At 54.3% G+C, this 21315-nt stretch carries 18 protein-coding genes; all 18 read right to left on the bottom strand.

Annotated features, from left to right (window positions below):
* Positions 1–6: 6 nt before the first annotated feature.
* A complete protein-coding gene (locus HU765_RS27105; RefSeq protein ID WP_186621602.1) occupies positions 7–1623 on the bottom strand; it encodes a glycosyltransferase in 1617 nt (538 codons plus the stop codon).
* A 2-nt stretch (positions 1624–1625) separates the two neighbouring features.
* A complete protein-coding gene (locus HU765_RS15775; RefSeq protein WP_186621603.1) occupies positions 1626–4361 on the bottom strand; it encodes a polysaccharide pyruvyl transferase family protein in 2736 nt (911 codons plus the stop codon).
* The gene (locus tag HU765_RS15780; RefSeq protein ID WP_186621604.1) at positions 4358–5719 is read right to left on the bottom strand and encodes an ABC transporter ATP-binding protein; all 1362 of its coding nucleotides are present in this window, start codon (positions 5717–5719) and stop codon (positions 4358–4360) included. The genes HU765_RS15775 and HU765_RS15780 overlap by 4 nt, the downstream gene beginning before the upstream one ends.
* Positions 5709–6527 (bottom strand): ABC transporter permease, encoded by an 819-nt coding sequence (locus HU765_RS15785; RefSeq protein ID WP_186621605.1) that lies wholly within the window; start codon positions 6525–6527, stop codon positions 5709–5711. The genes HU765_RS15780 and HU765_RS15785 overlap by 11 nt, the downstream gene beginning before the upstream one ends.
* A 484-nt stretch (positions 6528–7011) precedes the next feature.
* Positions 7012–7974: an SDR family oxidoreductase gene (locus tag HU765_RS15790; protein WP_186621606.1), complete on the bottom strand. Its 963-nt coding sequence runs from the start codon at positions 7972–7974 to the stop codon at positions 7012–7014.
* Positions 7971–8894: a glycosyltransferase gene (locus HU765_RS15795; protein WP_186621652.1), complete on the bottom strand. Its 924-nt coding sequence runs from the start codon at positions 8892–8894 to the stop codon at positions 7971–7973. The genes HU765_RS15790 and HU765_RS15795 overlap by 4 nt, the downstream gene beginning before the upstream one ends.
* Before the next feature lie 52 nt (positions 8895–8946).
* A complete protein-coding gene (gene rfbA, locus HU765_RS15800; RefSeq protein WP_186621608.1) occupies positions 8947–9837 on the bottom strand; it encodes a glucose-1-phosphate thymidylyltransferase RfbA in 891 nt (296 codons plus the stop codon).
* Positions 9834–10727 carry a dTDP-4-dehydrorhamnose reductase gene (gene rfbD, locus HU765_RS15805; protein ID WP_186621609.1) on the bottom strand — a complete coding sequence of 298 codons (894 nt, stop codon included), beginning with the start codon at positions 10725–10727 and terminating at the stop codon, positions 9834–9836. The genes rfbA and rfbD overlap by 4 nt, the downstream gene beginning before the upstream one ends.
* The gene (gene rfbB / locus HU765_RS15810) at positions 10724–11800 is read right to left on the bottom strand and encodes a dTDP-glucose 4,6-dehydratase (RefSeq protein WP_186621610.1); all 1077 of its coding nucleotides are present in this window, start codon (positions 11798–11800) and stop codon (positions 10724–10726) included. Before rfbB ends, rfbD begins: the two co-directional genes overlap by 4 nt.
* Positions 11801–12023: 223 nt before the next feature.
* On the bottom strand, positions 12024–12263 hold the full coding sequence (locus HU765_RS15815) for a lipopolysaccharide assembly protein LapA domain-containing protein (RefSeq protein WP_186547043.1): 240 nt from the start codon (positions 12261–12263) through the stop codon (positions 12024–12026).
* Positions 12264–12293: 30 nt separating this feature from the next.
* On the bottom strand, positions 12294–12590 hold the full coding sequence (gene ihfB / locus HU765_RS15820) for an integration host factor subunit beta (RefSeq protein ID WP_007950920.1): 297 nt from the start codon (positions 12588–12590) through the stop codon (positions 12294–12296).
* A 154-nt stretch (positions 12591–12744) separates the two neighbouring features.
* Positions 12745–13023, bottom strand: coding sequence for a hypothetical protein (locus HU765_RS15825; RefSeq protein WP_186547042.1), 279 nt, complete (start codon positions 13021–13023; stop codon positions 12745–12747).
* A gap of 191 nt (positions 13024–13214) precedes the next feature.
* On the bottom strand, positions 13215–14900 hold the full coding sequence (rpsA, locus tag HU765_RS15830) for a 30S ribosomal protein S1 (protein ID WP_016770920.1): 1686 nt from the start codon (positions 14898–14900) through the stop codon (positions 13215–13217).
* Positions 14901–15019: 119 nt separating this feature from the next.
* Positions 15020–15709, bottom strand: coding sequence for a (d)CMP kinase (gene cmk, locus HU765_RS15835; RefSeq protein WP_186621611.1), 690 nt, complete (start codon positions 15707–15709; stop codon positions 15020–15022).
* Positions 15706–17913 (bottom strand): bifunctional prephenate dehydrogenase/3-phosphoshikimate 1-carboxyvinyltransferase, encoded by a 2208-nt coding sequence (locus tag HU765_RS15840; protein WP_238344712.1) that lies wholly within the window; start codon positions 17911–17913, stop codon positions 15706–15708. Before HU765_RS15840 ends, cmk begins: the two co-directional genes overlap by 4 nt.
* A 28-nt stretch (positions 17914–17941) precedes the next feature.
* Complete coding sequence (hisC, locus tag HU765_RS15845; protein ID WP_186621613.1) at positions 17942–19054, bottom strand: histidinol-phosphate transaminase; 1113 nt, start codon at positions 19052–19054, stop codon at positions 17942–17944.
* Positions 19055–19065: 11 nt separating this feature from the next.
* Positions 19066–20160, bottom strand: coding sequence for a prephenate dehydratase (gene pheA, locus HU765_RS15850; RefSeq protein WP_016770924.1), 1095 nt, complete (start codon positions 20158–20160; stop codon positions 19066–19068).
* Positions 20160–21245 (bottom strand): 3-phosphoserine/phosphohydroxythreonine transaminase, encoded by a 1086-nt coding sequence (gene serC / locus HU765_RS15855; RefSeq protein WP_186621615.1) that lies wholly within the window; start codon positions 21243–21245, stop codon positions 20160–20162. The genes pheA and serC overlap by 1 nt, the downstream gene beginning before the upstream one ends.
* Positions 21246–21315: the final 70 nt, after the last annotated feature.

Raw genomic sequence — 21315 nt, forward strand, 5'->3', positions numbered from 1 at the left:
ATACTCCTAAACCGAATAAATTCTTTTATGAAACATTACCAGCTCAGTCAGAACTGACGGCACGTCAAAGTCCTTGAGTATGAGCCCTTTTTGATAGCTGGCAAGACGTTCTGCTGGAGCCCCCAGATCAAAACTGGCTATAGGCAATTTCATTTCCATCAACTCTTGCACGACATATGAGAACGTCTCAGGCCAGATGGAAGGGAACAGCATGACATTCACGCCAGACGCTTCGATCAATTTCGCCAGATCATCATGCTTGTAATGTCCGGTCTGCGAAACCACCGACGCATCACACTGCGTCTCGATCGAGCCGATGATGACAATCTTGATGCCCAGCTGCTGGCGGATAATTTCTTCGGACAACCGCTGGACAATCTGCGCCCCCTTGTGGAGTCCGACCTGGCCCACCACGCCGACCCGGAGCTCGGCGGTCTGCGAAGGCTTCACTGCCCCTAGATCGATGTATTGGACGACATGCGGCTTGACCACGGCACGCGACAAATCAATAGAGGGATACGCCTTGCACAGCAGTTCCAACGTATTGTTGGAGAAGGTACGAATCTCGTCTGCGACACTGAGTACCGTCCCCCACAGGGCCCGCCACTGCCGCATATCACGAGCGCTGAACAACGAGGTGAACCCATTATGGTTGTTCAACAGACATGACTGGCACTTGTCGAGGTCAGGAATACCGCAATACTTATCAGTGTCGTCGATTAAAAAGTGCGAAGGACACACCATGAAAAAATCGTGGACCAGCACCAACAATCTGGCGTTCAGGGATTTCTTCAGCTCGATAATCAGTTGTGGCACCTCTTCCGACCGAGCAAAAGAAACACCCGTATTGTAAACGATTTCCTGAATCTCCAACGACTTGCATAGATCAATCAGAAATTCGTAACCCGGAATCGACAACGTCTCGCTTGAGGCGCCCTTCCTGACTATAAGCACATACGACAAGGTGGCAATATGAAAGCTGAAGATGTATACAACTTTGCCCTCTTCAATCTTTTCTGCAACCAGGCGCTCACGATAATGATTGGCGCCTCCGCCCAGATCATGATCAATAATCAAGACCGAAGATTGCCCCGTTGTCACACCGAGCTGATTTCGCGCCTGCGACACATCATTTAACGATCCTGACGGGCGATTCCGAGTATATCGCTGGATTTTCTCGATCAATAATTTAAACTTCAATTGCTTGATGAGCGAAAAGCCACGCTTGAAAAAAGCCCAGAATTGTTTCGCCAACGGCAAAGCATTGGTAGCAGATTTCTCTAAGGAAATCAGAGACGATACGGCTACGGGAAAATCGACAACGCCCCCATCGTCAAACTCGATGAGAAGAACTAAGCCATCGCCATTTTCGGCGTCTACCTTACAACTTCCATACATTACGAAACCTGAATGCAACGAATTCTGCCTTCCCGAAAAATGGGAGGCAACGTCTTCCCTCGGGTTTCCATAGGTCGCCGGAATTGCTTGAAAAGAGCCACTCTTGGCCTTGACCGCCAGCTTAATCCCTACGATCACCTTCTCTTCATGAAAAGCCCAGCCAAATCCAAAATAAGTCTGGTTCCGAAGTACTAACGAATCAACGGACCAATGTAGCTTTTCCACTATCAATTCCCTTCACTTTTTTTAATAGCATCGAGCTCAGCCAGACGAGAAATTGCCAGTTCTTCTGCATAATCTTTGGCACGCTCTGTAAGTTGAAGCCTTTCCTTTAACATTTCGTATTCTTTGTAAAGCTCGGCCAGCTCGTTTTGAGCCTGCTTGTTCTCTCGTAAAGCCTCAAGGTCAGCCAAGCGAGATATGGCCAGCTCTTCCGCGTAAGCTTTGGCCTCTTCTGTAACCTGAAGCCTGGCCTTTAACATTCCATATACGTTGTGGAGGTCAACCAGTTCACTTTGACTCGCATTGCTTTTTTGCAGTGCGTCCAGCTCATCCAATCGAGAAATAGCCAGCGACTCGGCGTACGCCTTGGCAGCTTCCGTTCGTTGGAGTTGTTCCTGAATTTCCTGATTCTGCGAACAAAGCGCATTTATTTCATCCAGGCGCACGAACGCCAGACTCTCAGCGTACTCTTTTGCGGCCAGCGTTTCGTTAAGACGAGCATGGAGAGCGCTTCTTTCAGCGCTACACTCTTGTAACTCAGCTGACACTCGATTGAACGCACTGCGCAATGCATTTCGAGAAACTTCGCCCAACGCTGAGAGAACAAAACACTCCGAAGTCACTGATTTTTTCGATGCGATGTTTAATGCCGAGGCGCACTGTACTGCGCCATCAATGATCTCCACGGAGTCATTCAGGGAGAACATGAACGGCTGATCAACGTTTCCGACAAACTCCAACATGTCAGCGCTCAGACAGTCAAACGCAAGCTTGACTCCCTGTTTCCACATGTTGATAGCGGCCTCATATTCATTAGCACTCCAGTAAATCATGCCGGCTTGATACGCCGCACTGACCTGCTTTGTTCCAAGCGTGGGCGTGATACTGAATATCTCGCTGTCAACGACACGCTTGTAATATTGCAGCGCACACTGCTGCCTGGAAGCACGATGACAAAAGCGGGCCTTGAGATAATTTAACGAAACACACCATCTGCGGACGTGTGGATTATCCGAATATTCATTCTTCAGATAAGTTTCAACCGCCTCTCCCCAACTCGACAACTCTGCAGCCGAATCGCCTTCAAAGTATCTCCACCCGAGAACTGCCAATGCTGCCCCGTAGTCCGCACTAGCCCCGCTCGAATTCAGAAGTATTTGTTCAGACAACTTGAACAATTGCTCTGGATTCTTGATCCTCCACGGAATTTCCACGACGGAATGGACAATCCAGGGGTTCTCGTAGTACTGGGCAAAATCAACCAGGTGCGTATTGCCGTTAAACTGTGGCAGGTTCCGCTCTTCATACGGAGCGGCATACTTTACGAGCGGACTTCTGAAAAAAGTAACAATCCATTCAGGCTTTGCATGCTGTTTCCGCAGCGGGCCGACGTTCAGACTTTTTTCAAAAAGCAGTCCCTTGGACTCAAGTGATGAAGTCTCGTCAGCGGTAAAAATACCGACTGCGTGCTCAGCGTTCGAACACCGAACCAAAAGACGGCCACCAGGCCGCAATTTTTTCTCGGCCAGAGCCGCCAGCAGCGCAAAGCCCGCCGAGTCAACCACCGCATCGACACAAACGATTGAGTCCACGTCCCGATCCAACGCGGGGATAACGCCCTGTAGAGCAGTCGCATCTATTGTGCGCTCAACCAATATCGATAACGGAACTTCACTGAAAATGAAGTTCCGTGCAATAGAGTAGTTTTGAAATAAGCACAGACTCGCATTAGAGCCCAAAATCAATACATCAGATAATGGCGAGAAGTATTTCATCGCCAAATCCTTATACACTTCGATGTCCAGCATAGACTTGGGTACACCGCTATCACGCAGCTTGACGAACGTACTCAGCGGTTTGACGATCAAGTCATGGGTAAAAACAGGCTTAAATAACTCAGGGGTCGCTATGGCTGCATGCGCCATGTCAACGATGTCTCCCTCCTTCCACATGGCGAACATTCCGCCCAACTGTTCCAGCGTTCCTTCGATCTTCCAGGTGTTCGAAGGCAGGGCAACAAACGGAGTGCCCGAAAGCAATGCCAGATAAACGGCATGATGACGACCGGTAATGACAAGCTTTGCCGCGCGAAACTTCCGCAATGTATCTCGCCAGTCGTTTACGCTATTTTCGTATTCCAGAGGAAAATAAACACATTCCGCCGCAAACGCTTCAGAGGCTGTTTCCAACTCCCGCTTTACGTCTTCACGGGACAGATGACAGTCAGTGATTATTACTTTGTCGCGATAGGCTTCATCAACACCAGGATTAAACCGAGCCCCAATAATAGAATCAGGTACGAGTCGCGCGTCTATCCCCAGACTGGCCAGATATCTGAACGAGTTAACCTCTCGGACCGTCAAGTCATCAAGCTTTGTCAAGACGTCAAGATAGACAGGCACATCTTGCAAGACCGCATTCACCAGAATGGTGCGCTTACCCAATAGCTGAGCATAAGCGAGAATGGCAAGCAGATGGAGACCTGATCCATGATGGATAGTGCCTTCGCCATTGACCACAACTGCATCTACTGAAGCAATTTCTGCCGCCAACAAACTATTGGCAATAAACTCATGCGTGGTCTTTTCATCACCCTGCCAAAGGTCGTGGAACTCATTGACGAAGTGCCGAAACTCAACAGTGGCGCCCGCTTCGGAAAGCATCCGGTCATGAGCATCCGAAACGGCGAGGCAACCTATATGGTGGTAGCTGCTGGTATCGTTGAAAATCGCAACTTTCATATTGAATGCTCTATAAGTTTCTGCTCAAAACCTAAATCACAAACTCCGCCAACAACGTATTCCTGCTGTTTAATTGCAACGGTAAAGAACGCGGCCTCATCCATCCAGTGCAGTATTTGCTGCGATCCGTAGTACATATCATGCTCACGAGTCACGGTTGCCTGTACTTCGTAAAGATTCGCTCCAAGGGTGCAAGCCGCATCAAATTCAACCGCAAACTCTGCACCGGCACTGAAGTTCTTCAACCAGATGATTTCCGACTGATCAGAGTTCTTCAGGGACGCCCGCATATCATGATTCAACGTCCCCCACGAAGTGATTTTGACACCTTCCTTGTTTCGTATGCGAAATGCTACGTTAACATTATTGAGGTCAACGTTTGCTCGCAAAAACACCTTGATCGTCATGCGCTCGCCGATATAGAAATGCGAGACCTCAACGCCTTTGGAGTCAAGTATCTTCACACCCAGTATCTCGGCTTCGAGATCGCCAAACGATTTGACTTTGTTGTGTGTCTGCGAAAGCTCGATCCCTTTCGCCTTCGGCTCTTTCACTGTGCTCGCGGCGGCCGCAGCGTTCGCTGTTAATTTCGCGCCATATTCAAGAAAGCTTTGGCGTTCATCTTCATGAAGCATCCGACGATATTCAAGAACCACATCAGATGATTTTCCCCACATCTTCCTCACCCCTTTGTGAAGAAGCAAAGCGCGGTGAGTCAGGGTTCGTACGCTTTCTTGATCGTGAGAAACAAAGAGAAGCGTGGTGCCATCCGAAATCAGCTTCTCAATTTGCTGGAAGCAGCGCTTCTGGAATAGTGCATCGCCAACCGCTAACGCCTCATCGACAATCAGAATATCCGGTGTCACCTGGACCTGTACCGCAAATGCCAAACGAACCAGCATCCCGCTCGAATAAGTTTTAACCGGCTGATTAAGGTGATCACCGATGTCTGCGAAAGCAGCGATAGCGTCAAAACGATCTTCGATTTCTTTTTGAGTAAGGCCAAGGATCGTGCCGTTCAAAAAAATATTCTCACGCCCGGTAAAGTCCGGGTTGAATCCAGAGCCGAGTTCGAGCAGCGCCGCGATTCGGCCAAATGTCTGGACACTGCCCGTAGTCGGATTCAGCGTGCCGCAGATCATTTGCAGAAGCGTCGATTTACCCGAGCCATTGCGACCAAGGATCCCGATGGACTCTCCGCGTTTGACCTCAAACGATAGATCGCGGAGCGCCCAGAATTCTTTATAGTATTGTTTCCTGACCGGGGACAGCATTTGAAGCAGTCGGTCGCTGGGCTTGTCGTAGATGTGATAACACTTGCTCAGGTTCTCAACTTTGATCGAGATATCAGAGGACATCAGCAAACCCCTTTCTTGTTTTTTGGAACCAGGCGAAACCCAGCCAGCAGACAACGATGGAAACCGCCATGCAGAGCGAGTAGAGCGTCCAGTCAATACTCTGCCCAAAAAATAATACGCCTCGCGCCAATTCAATCACTGGCGTCAAAGGGTTCATGAAAAGCAGACTGCGAAATTCTTCGGGAATAGCCGTCGCCGGATAAAAGATCGGAGACAAAAACATCAACGTCGTTGTCAGAATGCCAATGAGTTGCGATATGTCACGCAGAAAAACTCCAGACGCCGCAAGCAGCCAGGAGAAGCCCATCACAAACAATATAAGCGGCAGAAATACCAACGGTATTAGGAACACCGTCAAATGCGGCACACCGAAGAGCAAAGCATAAGCAGCGATCCATACGCTCAAGCTGATCAATGCATGAAACAAAGCAGCTCCCATGCTAACCCACGGAAGAATTTCAAGTGGAAAGATGACCTTTTTCACATAATTAATATTGCTGGTAATCAACATCGGGGATTTATTTATGCACTCGGCAAAAAAGTTATATACCAACAGCCCCGCAAAGAGCACAAGCGCAAACTCGACTTTTGAGTCGCTCCCCGCCCCCCAGCGCGCCTTGAAGATAACGCTGAACACGAGTGTGTAGACGCTAAGCATGAATATAGGGATCAGAAACGACCAAAGAATCCCCATAACGGAACCGCGATAACGCCCAACAATTTCACGCTTCACCAAGGCTTTGATAAGTCCGCGGTTTTTCCAGAAACTATTGACCATATGCAGAGGCGAAATCGAAAACTTTTCCATTAACAGCGAACCTCTGCATCACCCATGAAATTATCTGCATCACTTACAACTTGGCTTGACCGACCATTACCCACCTCAACGATGACTGGCCTGCAACGTCCAGAATATATCGCCACATCCTTAACGCACGCTGCGAAAAAATTCACTTCACCTAACTTCATTTCAATTCCATCTTATTGATTAGAGAAAAGCGATTGGTTAGTTAAGCATGCGCAAACTCGATACGAACTCATGACAACCTCCACCGAACACCTCTCCATCCCTGTCACCACGTCAATCCCTTAAGTAATCCTGGCAAGGTGCTCCACAAACAAAATATTTCGAATCAATGCTCAATCAAACCTGCCACACCGACTTCATAAAATCGATTTTAAAATACCGACCATTATACATCAGAGCACAAAAAAGATACAGCCCCGTAATTATCTGCAAACATAGGGGCAACAGGCATCCAACCGAAACATCCAAACGTCTAAACCCGCAACTAATCATTGGTAGACTCAAGGAACTTTAACGCAGTTTTTTGTAACTCTTTTTCTGGAGAATAAGGTGCAGTCCAATCGAGGGTTTTCTTGGTCTGCGAGATATCAACCTGCAATGAACCACACAACCGCTGCGAGACCGAGCCCATACCAAAAAGTCTTAATGCCGCGGTGAGCAGTAGCTCAGGAAAGGGCAGCAATAATGCCTTTCTGCCTATTGTTGCCTGCAGGCAACGCAATAACTCACTTGTGGACAAATCCTTATCATCGCTGACTAGAAAAGTTTGATTCCTGGCAGCATCGCGATCAATACAGGTCACAATCAGATCGACAAGATTATTGATACCCACCAGACTGCGCCGATTGTCGATTGAACCCATTGGCAAGGGTAAACGCCTCGTCAGCAAGCTCATCACCCGTTGAAAATTGGCCCTTACCCCCGGACCGTATACAAGAGGAGGCCTGACGATGACAATCTCCATCCCCGTTTCGCGGCCAATAGACCTCAAAGCTTGCTCTGCCTCCAGCTTGGAAACGCCGTAAGGATCCTGCGGCGCCGGCACATCGTCAGCCCTGAATGGACGTCCCGGGAGCGTTATCTCGCCATTCACCTTTATCGAACTGATAAAAATAAAGCGCCTGACACCGGATTGCGCCGCTTTTCTCGCGAGCCTCACCGTGCCATCTACATTTACTTTTCTGAACGCCGCCAGCGCATCCGGAGACGACTCCTTCATGACATGCACGCGCGCGGCCGCATGAATCACCACGTCAATGGCTTCGAGTTCAGGCAGTTCTTTCGCACTGGAGAGATCGAATATCACTGTCGGACACAAACCCGACAAACAAGACGCACTTCTAACAGCGGCGACTGGCATCAAGACCTGATCGCGCAACAAGCGAAGAACGACAGCCCTACCGACAAAACCGTTAGCGCCCGTGACCAGAACCCGTCGAGAGGTCATTTACGCACCCCTCCGGCCAGCGCCGTCAGCCAACACGTAACAAAAAACAGTACTTTATCTCGCCGACGGCGCCGACAACTCGCAGCACTTAGGGACAGCTTGAGTAAGTCCCAGCGACCCAGCTTCGACCATCGCCGAACAAACGGATCCGAATCCAAGCCCATCAATCGTACGATCAATCGCACCTGGTTGAACCACCAGCCATCGTGGATTTTTTTGTATCGCACCATCAGCGTGGCAATTCCGGTATTGGCGCCCACTTGATTGTTCTCGTGCTGGCGATACCACATGGTAGGCACAGGATCAATAAACCAACGATATCCGTGACTGCGCGCAAAGGCGTAACAGAACCAGTCGTGCAGGGTTACGTTTTGCAGCATAGGCCAGTTGATCAGCATCGACTGTTTCAAATGCCTAGCCAATGCACGACTGAGTACGTAAGTACAACCCGGACCTGCCGCCTCAAATAAATGATCCCATGCGACCTGGGGCTGAGCCTTATTTAGAAGAACAGACCGCCCATCCTCCCAAAAAGCCGTGACGTTGCTTGAATACGCGCAATATTCGCCAGTAGCAAGAACGTCAGCGGCACGCTTTAACTTTTCAGGCAACCAGATATCGTCCTGATCGGAGAATGCAATGAAATCGAACGCCTCCACATCGACATCACGAACCAGCCGATAGAAGTTCCGCGCGGCGCCGCCATACCGCTCCTCAGTAGGCAGCACCGTCACACAGTCATGCCGGGCTGCAAGGTCTGCGCACCAGGCTTCAGTACCATCCGTTGAGGGGTCGATACTGATATAAAGACTGAGCTCCACTCCGTGCTGGCAAAGAATCGAAGCAATCTGTTCTTCGAGCCATGCCATGCCGTTATAGGCGGCAAGCAAAATCGCAACTTTAATGGGTACCACCGCTATATCAGCCTTGCATTACCCAAAAGAAGGGCTCACCGAATTATCTTGGCCGAGATCAGATTTGACCCGTTTCCACCAGTCGCTGCAGGTATTGCCCATACCCTGTTTTTTTCAAGCGTTCTGCTTGTTGCCCCAGCTGCGCCACATCAATCCAGCCGTTGTTGAAGGCAATTTCTTCCAGGCAGGCCACTTTGAAGCCTTGCCGATGTTCTATCGTGTGGACAAAGTGGCTGGCCTCGAGAAGCGATTCGTGAGTCCCGGTATCCAGCCATGCGAAACCGCGACCAAGCAGCTCGACGCTCAAGGAGCCGTCATTCAGATAGGCCCGATTTATGTCTGTAATTTCAAGTTCGCCGCGCGCAGAAGGCTTGATTCCCTTGGCAATCTCGACAACCTTATTGTCATAGAAGTACAAGCCCGTGACGGCATAGCTGGACTTCGGCTTGGGCGGTTTCTCTTCGATACTCAGCGCACGGCCGTTTGCATCGAACTCCACCACACCAAAGCGCTCAGGATCAGAAACATGGTATCCGAACACCGTCGCCCCCGACTGCTGAGAGCAGGCAGAGCGCAAGTTGTCGGAGAAATGCTGACCGTGAAAAATATTGTCACCCAAAATCAGGCAGCAAGGATCATCACCAATGAATTCTTCACCAATGATGAAGGCTTGCGCCAGCCCATCAGGACTTGGCTGCTCCGCATAGGTCAGCGTGATGCCATACAGACTTCCATCACCGAGCAATTTGCGAAAGCACGGCAAATCTTCGGGCGTTGAGATGATCAGAATCTCACGCATACCTGCCAGCATCAGAACCGACAGCGGATAAAAGATCATCGGCTTGTCGTAAATCGGCAACATCTGTTTCGACACACCAAGAGTCAATGGATGCAGACGAGTGCCCGATCCACCGGCGAGGATGATGCCTTTACGATTTGTCGTGGTCATTTGTTCAGAACTTCCCTAAGCATTCGGGTTACACCACTTTGCCAATCCGGCAAGTGTAGAGAAAAATTGTCGCGCAGCTTCTGAGTGTTCAAGCGCGAGTTCAGAGGTCGGCGTGCAGGCGTTGGATAGGCAGTTGTTTCGATCGGATTGACCGTCGTCACAGCCAATTCCTCGCCTTGGCTTTTTGCGAAGGCAATCACATGACTGGCATATCCATGCCAGGACACTTCGCCCGCAGCAGCCAAGTGATAGATGCCGGCCAACTCGGGACGCCTGGTAATTTGTTGGATGGTCAGCGCTGTAACGTCGGCAATCAGATCAGCCCCGGTCGGTGCTCCGATCTGATCCGCAATCACGCTCAACGTCTCGCGATCCTTCGCCAACCGCAGCATAGTCTTTGCGAAGTTGTTGCCGCGAGCACCATAAACCCAACTCGTACGGAAGATAAGATGCTTGCAACCCGACGCGATAATTGCCTGCTCGCCGGCGAGCTTGCTGGAGCCGTAATGGTTCACCGGTGCAACAGCATCCGTCTCCTGCCATGGCGTGACGCCCTGGCCGCTGAAGACGTAATCCGTCGAATAGTGGACCAGCCAGGCGCCCAGCGCTTCGGCTTCTTCTGCCATAACGCCACTTGCAAGGCCGTTTACGCGATCCGCCAACTCGGTTTCCGACTCAGCTTTGTCGACCGCCGTATAGGCAGCCGCATTAACGATAACGTCGGGCCTTACCTGCCGAATCGTCGCACGCAAGACTTCAGGATCTGACAGATCACCGCTCAGACCATCAACTGTATGACGATCAAGAGCGACCAATTCACCAAGCGGCGAAAGAGCACGTTGCAGCTCCCAGCCCACTTGGCCATTTTTGCCTAGAAGTAAAATTTTCATGCGTTGTTCGAGCGATCCGAATAGTTCTGATCAATCCACTGCTGATAGCTACCGCTCTTCACGTGCTCAACCCACTCAGTGTTATTCAGATACCACTCGACAGTTTTGCGAATGCCGGTTTCAAACGTCTCTTCAGGTGTCCAGCCCAGTTCACGCTGGATCTTGCTCGCGTCGATTGCATAACGCACGTCATGCCCAGGGCGATCCTGAACATAAGTAATCAGACTGGCATGCGGACGGTGAGCCGAATCAGGACGCAACTCATCGAGCAACGCACACAGGGTATGCACCACTTCGATGTTTTGTTTCTCGTTATGACCGCCGATGTTGTATGTCTCACCGATGACGCCTTCGGTGACGACTTTGTACAACGCACGGGCGTGATCTTCGACATACAGCCAGTCACGAACCTGATTACCCTGGCCATATACAGGCAGCGGTTTGCCTTCCAGCGCATTGAGAATGATCAGCGGGATCAGCTTCTCAGGGAAGTGGCATGGGCCGTAGTTGTTCGAGCAGTTGGTCACCAGTGTCGGCAGGCCATAGGTGCGGGCCCAGGCTCGAACAAGATGATCAGAACTGGCTTTGCTGGCGGAGTATGGCGAGCTCGGCTGATAAGGCGTGGTTTCGGTGAAGAGGTCTTCCGGACCTTCGAGGTCTCCGTAAACCTCATCGGTCGAAATGTGGTGGAAGCGGAAGTTGGCTTTACGCGTGTCGTCCAGTGCTGCCCAGTAATGGCGCGCAGCTTCGAGCAGCGTGTAGGTACCGATGATGTTGGTCTGGATGAACTCGGACGGGCCGGAGATCGAACGATCGACGTGGGACTCTGCGGCCAAGTGCATGATTGCATCCGGCTGGTGCTCACGCAGTACGCGATCAATCTGATCACGATCACAGATATCGACGCGCTCGAAGGCGTAACGCGAACTCTGGCTGACTTCCGCCAGGGATTCCAGATTGCCAGCGTAAGTCAGTTTATCGACGTTAACCACAGCATCGGAAGTGTTGGAGATGATGTGACGGATGACTGCCGAGCCAATAAAGCCGGCGCCGCCGGTAACTAGAATTTTCACGCGAAACGATACCCTTGAGCTGCGGACAGCGCTGCCAGTGAGCGCGGCCTAATCCATGAATGCAGAAGCCACTCGCCGTTGGCATCTGTCAGAGTCAGTCTGAATCGACATGCATAAAGGCACGATCGAACAAGGGGCGCATTTTACAGCTTAATGATGGTTTTACTAATGGATAAAGACAGGCTGAGGCGCAATTTCGACAGATGTCCTGCACCTGTCGGTTTCAGACCAGTCGCTTGCGCGCCGCTCTGGAGGAGCGTCCCAGAAACCAGCCCAGCAGCGGCCCGATCAACATGCCGATAAGCAATGCCAACACCACGACCAGTGACACTGGCAACTGCGGCCCGGAAAAACCCAGAAACAAAAGCGCGACCGACTGCTGGTTCTCCAGCACGAACGCCAGGACAACCAGAACCATTAATAGAAGAAATACGCCAAGCAATATGCGTTTCAGGTTACGCATTCACGCCCCCTTGAATTTGAGTAGCGAAGATCAAGCGCCCTCCTCCTCTTCCTCATTCACACGATCACGCAATTCCTTGCCCGGCTTGAAATGCGGAACGAATTTGCCGTCAAGACTGACCGACTGGCCGGTCTTTGGATTGCGGCCGACACGTGGCGCGCGGTAGTGCAGGGAGAAGCTGCCAAATCCACGGATCTCGATGCGATCACCGGTGGCGAGGCACTGAGACATTTGTTCAAGCATGGTCTTGATGGCCAGCTCCACATCCTTGGATGAGAGTAGCCCTTGATGGGTGACAATTCGTTCGATCAACTCCGACTTCGTCATATTTTTCCCTTCTTTTTCAAGCAGCTAGATCAGCGCTTGAAAGGTTTTAGCATGCCCGGAAGATTTTGAACAGCCCAGGGATTGACATATCTTCGCCAGCGTCAAAACGCCCATTTTCAGGGCATCGAATCGATGCCGGGTGGCAGTCGCGCACTTAACGACAGATCACCAACATGGTCCGGGTCAGGTAACCTGCCGGGTTGAACCCAAAAGGATATTCATCTTCATCCTTGGCATCGTCTGACCGCGTGACGACCTTGTAACCCGCCCCCTTGCACTCCTTCGCAGCGCGCTTATGGCACTTCTCCCAGCCAGAACCCAGCCCGGAGCAGTCGACCTCGATACCGCTTACACCACGTACGGCATGGGTCTTTGCACTGGTCGTGCAACCCGCCAATGCCAATATCGCTGCAACGACAATCAACTTGTTCATCCACTTCCTTATGCCAGGCCAAGCCCGACGCTTACACGCTTAGACGAAGCTTAGTCGCGAATAGGCGATTGATCCGATTAAAGAAACAGACCCGCAAGCGAAGCGATTGGTTTCACAGCCGAGCCGTATTGCCAAATCGCAGGCACAAAAAAGGGCGACCGAAGTCGCCCTTTTTAATGATCAAGCAGAACTCAGTTCTGTTTGGCCATTGCTTGACGCAGCAGTGCCGCCATGGTGGTGTCGGCTGCTTCGCCTTCCGGAGCCGCTTTCAGGCTCTGGATGGCTTCTTTCTCTTCAGCATCGTCTTTCGACTTGATCGAGAGCTGGATTACGCGGCTCTTGCGATCAACGCTGATGATCTTGGCTTCAACTTCCTGGCCTTCTTTCAGAACGTTGCGCGCGTCTTCAACGCGGTCACGGCTGATTTCGGAGGCTTTCAGGGTAGCTTCGATGTCGTCGGCCAGAACGATGATGGCGCCTTTGGCGTCAACTTCTTTCACGGTACCGGTCACGATAGCGCCCTTGTCGTTAACCGAGACGTACTCGGAGAACGGATCGCTTTCCAGTTGCTTGATGCCCAGGGAGATGCGCTCGCGCTCTGGGTCAACCGACAGGATGACGGTGTCCAGCTCGTCGCCCTTCTTGAAACGACGTACGGCTTCTTCGCCCACTTCGTTCCAGGAGATGTCGGACAGGTGAACCAGACCGTCGATGCCGCCGTCCAGACCAATGAAGATACCGAAATCGGTGATCGACTTGATGGTGCCGGAGATCTTGTCGCCCTTGTTGAACTGGCCAGAGAAGTCTTCCCATGGGTTCGACTTGCACTGCTTGATGCCCAGGGAGATACGACGACGCTCTTCGTCGATGTCCAGAACCATGACTTCCACTTCGTCGCCGACTTGTACGACTTTCGAAGGGTGGATGTTCTTGTTGGTCCAGTCCATTTCCGAAACGTGTACCAGACCTTCAACGCCTTCTTCCAGCTCAGCGAAGCAGCCGTAGTCGGTCAGGTTGGTAACACGAGCGGTTACGCGAGTGCCTTCTGGGTAACGGGCTTTGATAGCAACCCATGGATCTTCGCCCAGTTGCTTCAGGCCCAGGGAAACACGGTTGCGTTCGCGATCGTATTTCAGAACCTTGACGTCGATTTCGTCACCAACGTTAACGATCTCGGAAGGATGCTTGATGCGCTTCCAGGCCATGTCGGTGATGTGCAGCAGGCCGTCCACGCCACCCAGATCGACGAATGCGCCGTAATCGGTGAGGTTCTTGACGATACCTTTGACTTGCTGGCCTTCCTGCAGGGATTCCAGCAGAGCTTCACGCTCGGCGGAGTTCTCGGCTTCGAGGACGCTGCGACGGGAAACGACAACGTTGTTGCGCTTCTGGTCCAGCTTGATGACCTTGAATTCCAGCTCTTTGCCTTCCAGGTGCGTGGTGTCGCGCACTGGACGGACGTCAACCAGGGAACCTGGCAGGAACGCACGGATGCCGTTAACGTCGACAGTGAAGCCGCCTTTAACCTTACCGTTGATAACGCCCTTGACCACTTCCTCGGCTGCGAAGGCTGCTTCCAGAACGATCCAGCATTCAGCGCGCTTGGCTTTTTCACGGGACAGCTTGGTTTCGCCAAAGCCGTCTTCAACCGAATCCAGAGCAACGTGAACTTCATCACCAACGTTGATGTTCAGTTCGCCAGCATCGTTGTAGAACTGCTCAAGCGGGATGAGTGCTTCAGACTTCAGACCAGCGTGAACGGTTACCCAGCGAGCCTGGTAATCGATATCAACGATAACACCGGTGATGATGGAGCCTGCCTGAAGGTTCAGGGTTTTCAGGCTTTCTTCAAAGAGTTCCGCAAAGCTTTCGCTCATTTTAATTCCTGTAGATGAGGGCGAAGTAAACGCCCATCTCCACACCCCAGACGGTGTGGGTTAGTTTCATTTAAAAGAAGCATCGCAGGACTATGACTGGTCCCCTGCGACCCTCTTGGTCACCCGGCGAGATCGCGAATGGCGATCTCACTCATGATGCGTTCAAGCACCTGATCGATGGAAAGCTCCGTGGAATCCAGCTGTATCGCGTCGGCCGCCGGCTTGAGCGGGGCTACTGCGCGCTGGGTGTCACGCTCATCGCGTGCACGGATCTCATCTAGCAGACTCGACAGACTAACACCCTCGACTTTACCCTTCAACTGCAAATATCGACGGCGCGCCCGCTCCTCGGCACTGGCAGTGAGGAAAATCTTCAGCGGTGCATCAGGAAAAACCACCGTACCCATGTCACGGCCATCGGCGACCAGGCCCGGCGCTTCCTGGAATGCACGCTGGCGCTGCAGCAGTGCCTCGCGCACGGCAGGCAGCGCAGCCACTTGCGAAGCGCCGGAACCAACGCTCTCGGTGCGGATGACATCGCTGACTTCGTCGCCTTCCAGAATGATCCGCTGCAACTGACCTTCGGTCGCCGCAATGAACTGAACATCCAGATGAGCGGCAAGCTTCTTCAGCAGTTCTTCATTGGTCAGGTCGACACCATGGTTGTGCGCCGCGAACGCCAGCAGGCGATAAAGCGCACCGGAATCCAGCAGATTCCAGCCCAGACGTTTGGCCAGAATCCCGGCAACCGTGCCTTTGCCAGAGCCGCTTGGCCCGTCGATGGTGATGACCGGTGCAATGTTTTTCACGACTGAGCCTCTTGTGCCACACGAATACCGACCTGCCCGCACAGCGCGAGGAAGTTGGGAAACGAGGTTGCGACGTTGGCGCAATCGTGAATGCGGATCGGTGCAGTCGCGCGCAACGAGGCAACACTGAAGGCCATCGCGATACGGTGGTCGCCATGACCATGCACTTCACCGCCGCCGATCTGGCCGCCGTCGATGATGATGCCGTCCGGGGTCGGCTCGCACTTGACGCCCAGCGCCAGCAAACCGTCCGCCATGACCTGAATGCGATCCGATTCCTTGACCCGCAGTTCTTCGGCACCGGTCAGCACGGTGCGGCCTTCAGCACATGCAGCCGCGACGAACAGGACCGGGAATTCGTCGATCGCCAGCGGAACCAGTTCTTCGGGAATCTCGATACCTTTGAGTTTAGCTGCCCGCACGCGCAAGTCAGCCACTGGCTCGCCACCGACTTCGCGCTGGTTCTCCAGAGTGATATCGGCACCCATCAGACGCAGGATGTCGATCACGCCGGTACGGGTCGGATTGATGCCGACGTGCTCAAGCACCAGCTCCGAGCCTTCAGCAATCGACGCCGCCACCAGGAAAAACGCCGAAGACGAGATATCGCCCGGCACCTCGATATGAGTCGCGGTGAGTTTGCCGCCGGATTCGACCGAGGCCGTGGCACCGTCGACGCTGACCGGGTAGCCGAAGCCACGCAGCATGCGCTCGGTGTGGTCACGGGTCGGCGCCGGTTCGGTGACGGTGGTCTTGCCTTCAGCGTACAGACCGGCGAGCAGCAGGCAGGATTTCACCTGGGCGCTGGCCATCGGCATGGTGTAGGTCAGGCCCTTGAGCTTGTTCCCGCCACGGATAGTCATCGGCGGACGACCTTCAGCGGCGGTTTCGATCACCGCGCCCATCTCGCGCAATGGATTGGCCACGCGATTCATCGGACGCTTGGACAGCGAAGCGTCGCCGGTCAGGGTGCAGTCAAAGTTCTGCGCCGCCAACAGGCCGGACAGCAGACGCATCGAGGTGCCGGAGTTGCCCAGATAGATCGGGCCCGGCGCAGGCTTCAGGCCGTGCAGGCCAACACCGTGGATGGTCACGCGGCCGTGGTGCGGGCCTTCGATGACCACGCCCATGTCGCGAAACGCCTGCAAGGTCGCCAGGGCATCTTCGCCCTCAAGGAAGCCTTCGACTTCGGTGACGCCTTCGGCCAGCGAGCCGAGCATGATCGAACGGTGGGAAATCGATTTGTCACCCGGTACGCGAATCCGACCGGACAGGCGGCCACCAGGTTGAGCCAGGAAAATCAGATCGTTGGAATTCATAGCGTCCACATAGGCCCTGCGGGCCAGGATTTTACTGAAATGCTCGCGGGCAACCCGGGCGCGCGTGAAGACGCCCAACAATTGGTGCCCATCCCCTGCATCGACCGCGTCGCGCAAGGCGTCGAGGTCGCTGCGAAATGTATCGAGTGTGCGCAGGACAGCCTCGCGATTGGCGAGAAAGATGTCGTGCCACATCACCGGGTCGCTTCCGGCGATTCTTGTGAAATCGCGAAAACCACCGGCAGCGTAACGGAAGATCTCCAGATTTTCATTGCGCTTGGCCAACGAATCGACCAGACCAAAGGCCAGCAGGTGCGGCAGATGGCTGGTCGCGGCCAGCACTTCGTCGTGACGCTCGACCTGCATATGCTCGACATCGGCCCCCAATTCGCGCCACAGACGATCAACCACTGCCAGCGCGACGGGATCGGTCTGCTCAAGCGGCGTGAGGATTACTTTGTGGCGACGGAACAGTTCGGCATTCGAGGCTTCCACACCGCTCTGCTCGGAACCGGCGATTGGATGCCCCGGCACGAAGCACGCCGGCATGCCACCGAACGCTTCGGTCGCGGCGCGCACCACGTTGCCTTTGGCACTGCCGACATCCGTAAGGATCGCTTGCCCCAGATCCATCACAGCCAAACGCGCGAGCAGTTTTTCCATGGCCAGAATCGGCACCGCCAGCTGAATCACATCCGCGCCGACACAGGCCAGCGCCAAGTCATCCTCACAGCGATCAACCACACCCAATTCAACCGCGAGCTTGCGCGATTGCGGGTCGAGATCGACCCCGACCACTTCGCGGCACACGCCACTTTCGCGCAAGCCCTTGGCAAACGAACCACCGATCAAGCCCAGACCGACCACCACCAGGCGACCGATCATAGGTGCAGCAGGTTGCAGTGCAGTGACATCAACCACGAGCCAGAACCTTGCGCAGCGCCTCGAGGAAACGGCTGTTTTCCGCCGGCAGTCCGATGGTCACGCGCAGGTGGTTCGGCATGCCGTAGTTAGCGACCGGGCGCACGATCACGCCTTCGCGCAACAAGCCCTGAAAAACCGGAGCGGCTTCTTGACCAAGGTCGACGCAAATGAAGTTGCCCTTGGACTCGATCCAGCCCAGACCCAGCTCACGGCAGCCCGCTTGCAACTGCTGCATGCCAGACTCGTTGAGCTGACGGCTCTGCGCCAGATACTCCTCGTCTTTCAACGCCGCGCAAGCCGCCGCAAGGGCCAGACTGTTGACGTTGAACGGCTGGCGAACCCGATTCAGCACGTCCGCCACCACAGGCGTCGACAAGCCATAACCGACACGCAGCGCGGCCAGGCCATAAGCCTTGGAGAACGTTCGCGACACCAGCAGGTTCGGGTAAGCGGCGAGAAAATCCAGACCGTCAGGCAGATCGCTGCCTTCGGCGTACTCGATGTAGGCCTCGTCCAGCACCACCAGCACATGCTCGGGAACGTCCTGGAGGAATTCGTCCAGGGCTTCGGCGCCGAACCAGGTGCCGGTCGGGTTGTTGGGGTTGGCGATGAACACCACACGGGTATTGGCATCGATGGCCGCCAGCATCGCCGGCAGGTCATGCCCCCAGTTTTTGGCTGGAACCACTTTGGCTTGTGCGCCGACCGCTTGAGTCGCAATCGGATACACCGCGAAGGCGTGTTCGCTGAACACCGCATTCAGGCCCGGCGCCAGGTAGGCGCGGGCGACCAGCTCAAGAATGTCGTTGGAGCCATTGCCGAGCGTGACCTGATTCAGCTCGACCCGGCACTGCTCGGCCAGCAGCGATTTCAGGGCGAAACCGTTGCCGTCCGGATAACGCGTCAGCTCGGCCAGTTCTTCACGGATCGCCGCCAGCGCTTTCGGGCTGGCGCCCAGCGGGTTTTCGTTGCTCGCCAGTTTGACGATTTTCGCCGGATCCAGGTCCAGCTCACGCGCCAGTTCGTCCACAGGCTTGCCCGGAACGTACGGCGACAGTTGTTGCACGCCCGGCTGTGCCAGAGCGAGGAAGTTGCCACTCATTTGCTAGCCCCTTAGAGAACTGCTTTCGGGTAGGAACCCAGCACTTTGAGTGCTACTGCTTCCTGACTGATCTTTTCCAGCACACCTTTGATCAACGGATCACGGTGATGACCGACAAAGTCGATGAAGAACACATAGGTCCATTTGCCGCTGCGCGACGGCCGGGTCTCGATGCGGGTCAGGTCGATGCCATTGTCATGGAACGGCACCAGCAGCTCGTGGAGCGCGCCGGGCTTGTTGCTCATGGACACGATGATCGAAGTCTTGTCGTCGCCGGTCGGCGGCACTTCCTGATTACCGATCATCAGGAAACGCGTCGAGTTATCCGGGCGATCCTCGATTTTCTCGGCCAGACGGGTCAGGCCATACAGGCCCGCCGCCATGTCGCCGGCGATCGCCGCCGAGTTCCACTCGCCCTTCACCCGCTTGGCCGCTTCGGCGTTGCTCGACACCGCCACGCGCTCGACATTCGGATAATGCGCGTCCAGCCACTTGCGGCACTGGGCCAGCGACTGTGCGTGGGAGTAAATACGGCTGATGCTATCGGTCTTGGTATTTTCACCCACCAACAGGTGATGGTGGATACGCAGCTCGACTTCGCCACAGATCACCATGTCGTGCTCGAGGAAGCTGTCGAGGGTGTGGTTGACCGCGCCTTCGGTGGAGTTTTCCACCGGCACCACGCCAAAATTCACCGCACCGGCTGCCACTTCGCGGAACACTTCGTCGATCGCCGCCATCGGCTTGCTGATCACGGCATGACCGAAATGCTTCATCGCGGCCGCTTGGGTGAAGGTGCCCTCAGGGCCGAGATAGGCCACTTTCAGTGGCTGCTCCAGCGCCAGGCACGAGGACATGATTTCGCGGAACAAGCGCGCCATCTCTTCGTTGCCCAGCGGCCCCTGATTGCGCTCCATCACCCGCTTGAGCACCTGAGCTTCGCGCTCGGGACGATAGAACACCGGCACTTCGCCTTCGGCCAGCGAGGCCATCTTTACTCGCGCGACTTCCTGGGCGCAACGCGCACGCTCACTGATCAGCTCCAGAACTTTAGTGTCCAGAGCGTCGATGCGAACGCGCAGTGCCTTGAGTTCTTGCTCGGACATCAGCCGTGTTCCTTCTCGAATTCAGCCATGTACGCCACCAGCGCGTTGACGGCGTTGATGTCGACGGCGTTATAGATAGAAGCGCGCATGCCGCCCACGGAGCGGTGGCCCTTGAGGTTGAGCAAGCCGCGCGCGTCAGCACCGGCGAGGAACGGCTTGTCCAGACGATCATCAGCCAGACGGAACGGTACGTTCATCCACGAGCGATCCGACTTGTTGATCGGGTTGCTGTAGAGGCCGCTGGCGTCGATGAAGTCGTATAGCGTTCGCTGCTTGACGTCGTTGAGCCTGGCGATCGCTTCGACGCCGCCCTGCTCTTTCAGCCACTGGAACACCAGACCGGACAGGTACCAGGCCAGGGTTGGCGGAGTGTTGTACATCGAGCCGTTATCCGCCGCGACCTTGTAGTCGAGCATGGTCGGGCACAGCGCGCGGGCCTTGCCAAGCAGGTCTTCGCGGATGATGTTGACGACGATGCCGCTCGGGCCGATGTTCTTCTGCGCGCCGGCGTAGATCATGCCGAAACGCGAGATATCGACCGGACGCGAGAGGATGTCCGAAGACATGTCAGCCACCAGCGGAACGTCACCGGTTTGCGGAATCCACTGGAATTCCAGACCGCCGATGGTTTCGTTTGGCGCGTAGTGAACATAAGCGGCGTCTTTCGACAGGTTCCACTCGTTCTGGCCCGGAATGGCGAAATAGTCGTAAGGCTTGGCGGTCGCGGCGACATTGACGTGGCCGTAGCGCGAGGCTTCTTCAATGGCTTTCTGCGACCAGATACCGGTGTCGATATAGTCGGCCGCGCCGCCCTCCGGCAACAGGTTCAGGGGAATCTGCGCAAACTGTTGGCTGGCGCCACCCTGCAGAAACAGCACTTTGTAGTTCGACGGGATATTCAGCAGGTCACGCAGATCCTGCTCGGCCTGGGTCGCGATGGACACGAACTCATCGCTGCGATGGCTCATTTCCATGACCGACAGACCCTTGCCGTGCCAATCAAGGAGTTCACCCTGGGCGCGCTGCAGGACAGCTTCAGGCAACGCCGCAGGACCGGCGCAGAAGTTATAGGCTCGCTTGCTCACATCCAATCTCGCTCTGATTTGATATCACGCATTAAATCGTATCGACCGTCGACACTGGAACGGCGATGAA

Origin of the sequence: Pseudomonas sp. SWRI81 (assembly GCF_014268545.1) — a bacterium.
GTDB classification, from domain to species: Bacteria; Pseudomonadota; Gammaproteobacteria; order Pseudomonadales; family Pseudomonadaceae; genus Aquipseudomonas; species Aquipseudomonas hamedanensis.